Annotated in this window: 4 protein-coding genes; all 4 read left to right on the forward strand. The window is 63.1% G+C overall.

What is annotated here, in order from left to right; genetic code table 11:
• Window positions 1-268: 268 nt before the first annotated feature.
• The 4 genes from WAX14_RS22620 to WAX14_RS22635 all read left to right on the forward strand — a co-directional run bounded on the left by WAX14_RS22620 (window position 269) and on the right by WAX14_RS22635 (window position 6,250).
• Window positions 269-661 (forward strand): hypothetical protein, encoded by a 393-nt coding sequence (locus WAX14_RS22620; protein ID WP_422630283.1) that lies wholly within the window; start codon window positions 269-271, stop codon window positions 659-661.
• Window positions 658-1,401 carry an RES domain-containing protein gene (locus tag WAX14_RS22625; RefSeq protein ID WP_422630284.1) on the forward strand — a complete coding sequence of 248 codons (744 nt, stop codon included), beginning with the start codon at window positions 658-660 and terminating at the stop codon, window positions 1,399-1,401. The genes WAX14_RS22620 and WAX14_RS22625 overlap by 4 nt, the downstream gene beginning before the upstream one ends.
• A gap of 647 nt (window positions 1,402-2,048) precedes the next feature.
• Complete coding sequence (locus tag WAX14_RS22630; protein ID WP_171061641.1) at window positions 2,049-3,707, forward strand: site-specific DNA-methyltransferase; 1,659 nt, start codon at window positions 2,049-2,051, stop codon at window positions 3,705-3,707.
• Window positions 3,704-6,250: a DEAD/DEAH box helicase gene (locus WAX14_RS22635; RefSeq protein WP_422630285.1), complete on the forward strand. Its 2,547-nt coding sequence runs from the start codon at window positions 3,704-3,706 to the stop codon at window positions 6,248-6,250. The genes WAX14_RS22630 and WAX14_RS22635 overlap by 4 nt, the downstream gene beginning before the upstream one ends.
• The last annotated feature ends 168 nt before the right edge of the window (window positions 6,251-6,418 follow it).

Consider the following 6,418-nt stretch of genomic DNA (forward strand, 5'->3'; position numbering starts at 1 on the left):
ACTTGTCTCTGTCCCAGCGCCACGGTGAGTGTCGCCACTGGGAAACGGTTCACAAGCAACCGCCGCACAGCGTAGCGGCACCGGTGAGGCCGGGCAATGCGGAGGGGAAGGATCGCCGGCTGCCTCCAGTCGGACTGTGCCCCGGAGCCCGAACGCCGGACCTGTTCGGAGTCGTCCACCCCGGCGCAGTCCCCGCACAGTCACTCAAGGTGGGAACCTCGACGGCATCAAGACTGTGATTTACCATGTGATCAGGAGGTGGATTGCTATGACGACCGCACACCCGCGCCCCGATCTCGCCGCCTACAACGACGCCGCCCGCATGACCCAATCACAGCTGGTCACCGCACTGCGCGACCTACTCGGCGCCAAACTCGTCGCCTACCTGGGCAAGGTCAAGGAAACCCGCGCGGTGCGCCAGTGGGCCGAAGGCACCCGCACCATCAACAACGACACCGACGTCGAACGCCTGCGCATCGCCTACCGCGCCGCCCGGCTGATCGCCGAACGCGACACCCCCGCCGTAGTGCAGACCTGGTTCCAGGGCCTGAACCCGATCCTCGGCGACCGCCCGCCGGCGCTGCTGCTGCGCGAAGGCGAGCTGTCCGACGTCGGCCCGCAGGTCCTCGCCGCGGCCCGGCAGTTCGCGGCGGTCGGATGAGCGCACCGGACCGCACGCTGATCTCCACCCTGCGCGGTGATGTCCGCTGCGTCCACGTCGGCGGTGTGGCCGCCTACCGGGTCGGTTACCCGCCGACCTCGTGGGAGTGGACACCGTGGGAGTTCGCCACCGACGGGCGTTTCACCGGCCGCTGGGACGATCCGGCGGGGGTGTGGCGAACCCTGTACGTCGGGGCGACCCGCCTGTCCTGCTATCTCGAGGTCCTCGCCTACGCCCGCACGAGCGACGAGCTCAGCGCCGCGCTCGACGAGATCGACGACGACGAGGGTGAGTTCCCCACCATCGCGCCGGGTCGTGTCCCACGGTCGTGGATGTCGTCCCGGGTGACCGGCAGCGGCACGATCACCGGATGGTTCGTCGTGCCCGGCGACCCCGAGTCGGTGGCCACCCTGCGCACCCTGTTCCGGCCGCATGCGATCCGGCTCGGTCTGCTCGACCTCGACACCGCGGCGATCCGCGACGGCCGCCCGCGAGCCCTGACCCAGGCGATCTCGCAGTGGGTCAACACTCTCTCCGATCCACACGGTGAGCCGGTGGCCGGCATCGAGTTCGAGTCCCGGCACGGCGACGGACTGGTGCTCTGGGCGCTGTACGAACGTCCCGGTGACGGACCGGTCAGCAAGAACGTCACGGTCCTCGACTACGGCCCGGTCGAGGAGCACGACCCCGATCTGATCGAAGCGATGCGTCTGCACGACCTGGTCTGGGAGGACGACTGAATCATCGGCTCGCCCAGTGGCCACCGCGGTGTTCCTCGGGAGGGGCCGATCCGATCCGCGCCACCCCCTATGGGCTATCAGTGGCTATAGCGAGGGGCCATACCGCCCTCGCCATCCCGGGACGGGCTTACACAGCCGTCAACCGGAGCAGCGCCGCTCGCACCTCATACACCGAGCGCCGGGGTTTGTCGCTAAGTAACGAAATTCCTAGAAGATCGAAACTCTCTACGAGACTGTTACGCTCTCTCCAGAGTAGGCAATCTAACTGAAAGTGGTGGTTGTGTTGGGAACAGCGCCTCGTCGTCTGAAGTTGACCTTTGAGTTTTGCGTGGCCGAGGGAATCAGCAAGAACATCCAGGACCGGCACCTGGAGCGAGCCGTTGACAAGATCGAGACGTCTGTTCGAACGATGGCGGCGGAGGCATTCCCTTGGGCTGACCGCCTTGAGGTAACACGCGAGTGGAATTACGCATGGTGGTCGGACACTGACTACGCGAGCGAGACCTACGACCTACCGAAGAACGACTTCAACTCCCCGAAGTAGCCATCGGGACCGTCACACCGTGTAGCGGACTGGGGTGCGCGCCTCACACGCACTCCAGCGTGAGCCGTTGCCTACTCACGAACGAAACAGAAGGGCCGCCCTCGTGTCCAGAGCACGTCTCGAACTCGTATGGCCGGGCAAGGATCAGTTCCTGCTCATTCCGAAGGATGACAACGGAAAACCTGTCTGGGTGGATCGGGATCACCCGGCAGCATCGGAAGTCCGCGTTGCAGATTTCGTCGGCACGGTGGGAGAGACCGACGACGAGCATCCGCACGCCGACAACCTGTTGTTTATAGGAGACAGCCTCGACGTGCTCCGCATCTTGTGCGAGGTCCCCGAGTTCCGCCAGCAGTACCGTGGCAAGATCAAACTGATTTACATCGATCCTCCGTTCAACACAGGTCAAACGTTTGATGATTACGACGACTGGATGGAGCACTCCACCTGGCTGTCCTTCATGCGCGAGCGACTACTTCTTCTCCGCGATCTCCTCGCGCCGAACGGTGTGATGTGGCTGCACTTGGACAACTTCGAGTCTCACCGTATGCGATGCCTCCTAGATGAGATATTCGGCGCAGGACAGCATCTCGCAAGCGTTGTCTGGCAACGTACGTCGGCCAAGAGTCTCGCCCGGAAGACTCTCGGAACTATGCACGAGACTATCCATGTCTACGGAGCGTCAGAGCAGGCTTCTCTCAAGTCCGTGTACTTGCCTCTCGCTGACGAGTATGTGGCAAAACGCTTCACCAACAGTGACTCGCGTGGTGTTTACGACGCCGGTGACCTCACAGCCTCAAGTTTCCGTCCCCATCTCGACTCCGGGAAGCCGTGGCGTGGCCACGACCCGAGCGAGCGACGTCGGTGTTGGGCAGTCCCTCGGTCTCCACTCGAAGAAATCGGGCTGACCGAGGTCGAGATCGAAACTCTGACAATGCGGGAGAAATTGGATGTACTCGATAAGCATGGATACATCCACTGGCCTGACGCCGGCGGATTTCCTCGGTTCAAGAAGTACCTGCACAAGGCGAAGGGAAGAGCAGTCGGCGACCTGTGGACGGACATCACGGTCATCAACAGTCAGGCCGCCGAGCGAACCGGGTTTTCCACGCAGAAGCCAGAGGCACTGATCGAAAGAATTCTCCTCATGTCCACGGAACCGGGAGATTTGGTTCTCGACTGTTTCGCCGGATCAGGAACCACAGCCGCCGCTGCACACAAGTTGAATCGCCGGTGGATTACAAGCGAAATTCTTCCTGCAACGGCGGATTCGTTCATCTTGCCCCGTCTCAAAGCGGTCGTATCCGGTGAGGACACCGGTGGGATCTCCAAGTCTGCGGAATGGAGCGGTGGAGGCGGGTTCCGAACGGTGAAGGTGGGGCCTTCGATGTATGAGGACACGCCTTTCGGAGTCGTCCTGTCGGAGTGGGCCACGAACGGCAGGTTTGCCCGCGCGGTGGCTGGCCAATTGGGCTTCGAGTGGCAGGCAGATGATGCAGCACCGTTCTGCGGGGTGCGCGGCCGGATGCGGCTCGCGGTTCTCGACGGTGCTGTCGGTGAAGAGGAAGTCCGTCAGATCGTCGGCGCCCTCGACGACAAGCAGCGTGTCACGATCGTGGCGAAGTCCATCCTTCCCGGTGCCGAGACCGCGCTCGCCGAAGTCTCGAAAGGCTCCCGGATACGCAAGGCCCCCCGAGACCTCCTGACCTCAGGTGCCCGCCGAATGCGCCGACGCACCGGCACGGAAGGATCACCATTGTGAGCATCCCTTACGATCCCGGGCTCGTCGAGCAGGTCGCCTACAACCTCGATCTACGTGAGCCGAACCAAGCCGCCCTCGATGCTCTTGCACGCGCACTGGACACGGCCAATCCGGGCACGGAGATGATCGCGGATCTCGCCACCGGCGTCGGCAAGACGTACATCGCCGGCGGACTGCTCGACTACCTTTACGAGTCGGGAATCAGAAACGTCGTGATCGTCACACCGGGTTCGACGATTCAACGCAAGACCATCGACAACCTCACCCCGGGGCATCCGAAATACCTTCGTGGTCTGCAATGCCGACCGATGATCATCACTCTCGACACTGTCGAACGGGGGGAAGTCGGCGCGGCACTCGAGGACCCGGACATCTTCAAGGTGTTCGTGTTCACCGTGCAGTCGCTGCTACGCCCGAACAAAGAAGATCGCCGACGCGCCGACAAGCCCCACGAAACACTCGGCACCGCGGTCCGGTCGTATCTCGAGAACGCCGACGACCTGGTCGTCATTGCTGACGAGCACCACGTGTACTACTCAGGCTCGGCGAAGAAGTTCGAGGCCGCCATCACCGGCCTGAGACCACTCGCCACCGTCGGCCTGACCGCCACGCCCCACGAGAAGTCCCTTCCCCTGCGCGTCTACCGGTACCCGCTGTCCGAAGCGATCGCGGACGGATACCTCAAGATCCCCGTACTGGTGTCCCGCCAGGACGGAATCCACGACATCCGCACCCAGCTTGCAGACGGGCTCACGCTGCTCGACGCGAAGCGCGACGCGATGCGTGCGTACTGCCGGCAAGTCCGTGGACGCAAGTACGTCGAACCGGTGATGTTCCTCGTCGCAACCACCATCCAGGAAGCCACCGAGTACCGGGACCTGCTGATCGGCTCCGACATGCTCGGCGATCCGGACCAGGTCCTGCTGGTCACCTCAGATCAGCCTGATGCCACCCTCGACCAGCTCGACCGCCTGGAGGACCCGGAGTCCAAGATCCGCGCAGTCGTGTCGGTATCGATGCTAAAAGAGGGATGGGACGTGAAAAACATCTACGTCATCGCTTCCGTGCGGTCGATGGAATCGAATCTGCTCACCGAGCAGATCCTCGGCCGCGGCCTTCGGCTGCCCTTCGGACAGCGCACCGGCAACCCGATGCTCGATACGGTGGAAGTACTCTCCCACAGGTCTTTCGCCACCCTGCTCAAGCAAGCAAAGGCACTCATCGAAGAAACCCTGGGTGATCGGACCGGCGACGCCACCGTCGTAGCGAACCCGTCACCGGGGCAGCACGATCCAGGTGTCCCCCTCGGCGAGCAAGGCTCGTTGCCGTCGGACTTCACACCGCCCGAGTCCGGGGCTGTCGACATTCTGTTGCCCGGCTCGGCGGCATCCGACCCGGATCAATTCGGGTTGTTCGACGAGGACGAACTCGAGGTCGATGCAACCGAGCAGAGCCACCTGGGGCTGTCCGTGTCGACGATCGATGCGCGGGTAGCCACCGGCCAAGCGTCGAGTTCGGTGCTGACCCGGAAGCTCGAGCCGCGTTCTCCAGGCGGGGTAAAGATCCCCCTTTTCCTGCCGTCGGTCGTGACCCGGTGGGAGCGTGACCCGTTCTCTCTGAGCCAGATCAACCTCGCCAGTGTCGAGGCGCTGGGACGAACATTCGCCGAGGACAACGCTCCGACCCTGACTCGCAAGGCCATCGACGCCGAACGGGGAGCCGACGGCACAGCCCACGTGATCATTCGTGACGAGGTCGAGCAGATCGTCGCGACGCAGACCACCTTGCCGTTTGACACGATAGAAAGTGACCTGGTCGCACGGTTGATCCGCACCAACGCAGTGGAAGCCACGACGACAGAGATCAACGCCGCAGTCAAGATCGCGCAGGTCTTCCTCAAGGGCGCGGAGGTCGACGAGAAAACTCCGTGGCGCCCCGAGCACGGCCGGCTGGCTACGGCCCGCCTGACCGAGTGGATCGCGGCGAAGCAAACTTCATCACCGGCCCGGGAGGTGCGAGAGGTGAAACCGGTCAAATGGCCTGAGCCGTCCGGCCGGTACGAGACACGGCCACCGGCGGATCGGCAGGTGGTTACCGGGTCCAAAGACTTCGCGAAAGGCTACCCCTACTCGGGTTGGACGAAGTCGGTGTATGAGATCAACAGCTTTGACGCGTATTCGACCGAGTTCACGCTGGCATCGCTGTTCGAGCAGCCGGGGAGCGTTCGCGCGTGGGTGCGGATCGACGAGACAGTCCCACTGCGCATCACCTACCTTGCCGGCGCAGTCCAACGTCAGTACGAACCAGACTTCATCGTCATCGATGACGAGGGCGTGCATTGGATCGTGGAGGGCAAACGAGACAGTGAGATGACCTCACCCACGGTGATTGCGAAACGGGACGCCGCTGCTGCCTGGGTCAAGACGGTCAATGCCAGCGACGATGTTCCGGAACAGTGGGCGTACGTGCTGGCTTCGGAATCGGTCTGCGCCGCCGCGAACTCGTGGCAGGCAGTGAAATCGGGAGGCCAGGTGTTCAGGTAACTGACCCTGCTCAAGACCGTGGGTAGCGGACTGTAGAGAGTCTGAATCGCCCCGAGTTCGGTGGAGGCTCAGCTATCTGGTTCCGGCCTCAGCGCGGACCGGTATCTCACCGTAGTCGTCCGCGGTGTGATTCGCCCAGTGGGTCGCCTCGTACTCGGCAGGTGGAAC

Origin of the sequence: Rhodococcus sp. (in: high G+C Gram-positive bacteria) (assembly GCF_049299235.1) — a bacterium.
Taxonomy (GTDB): domain Bacteria; phylum Actinomycetota; class Actinomycetes; order Mycobacteriales; family Mycobacteriaceae; genus Rhodococcus.

Bases quoted from the DNA above. Each gene is read 5' to 3' on its own strand.
- WAX14_RS22620 (WP_422630283.1), top strand. From the start codon at position 269: ATGACGACCGCACACCCGCGCCCCGATCTCGCCGCCTACAACGACGCC.
- WAX14_RS22625 (WP_422630284.1), top strand. From the start codon at position 658: ATGAGCGCACCGGACCGCACGCTGATCTCCACCCTGCGCGGTGATGTC.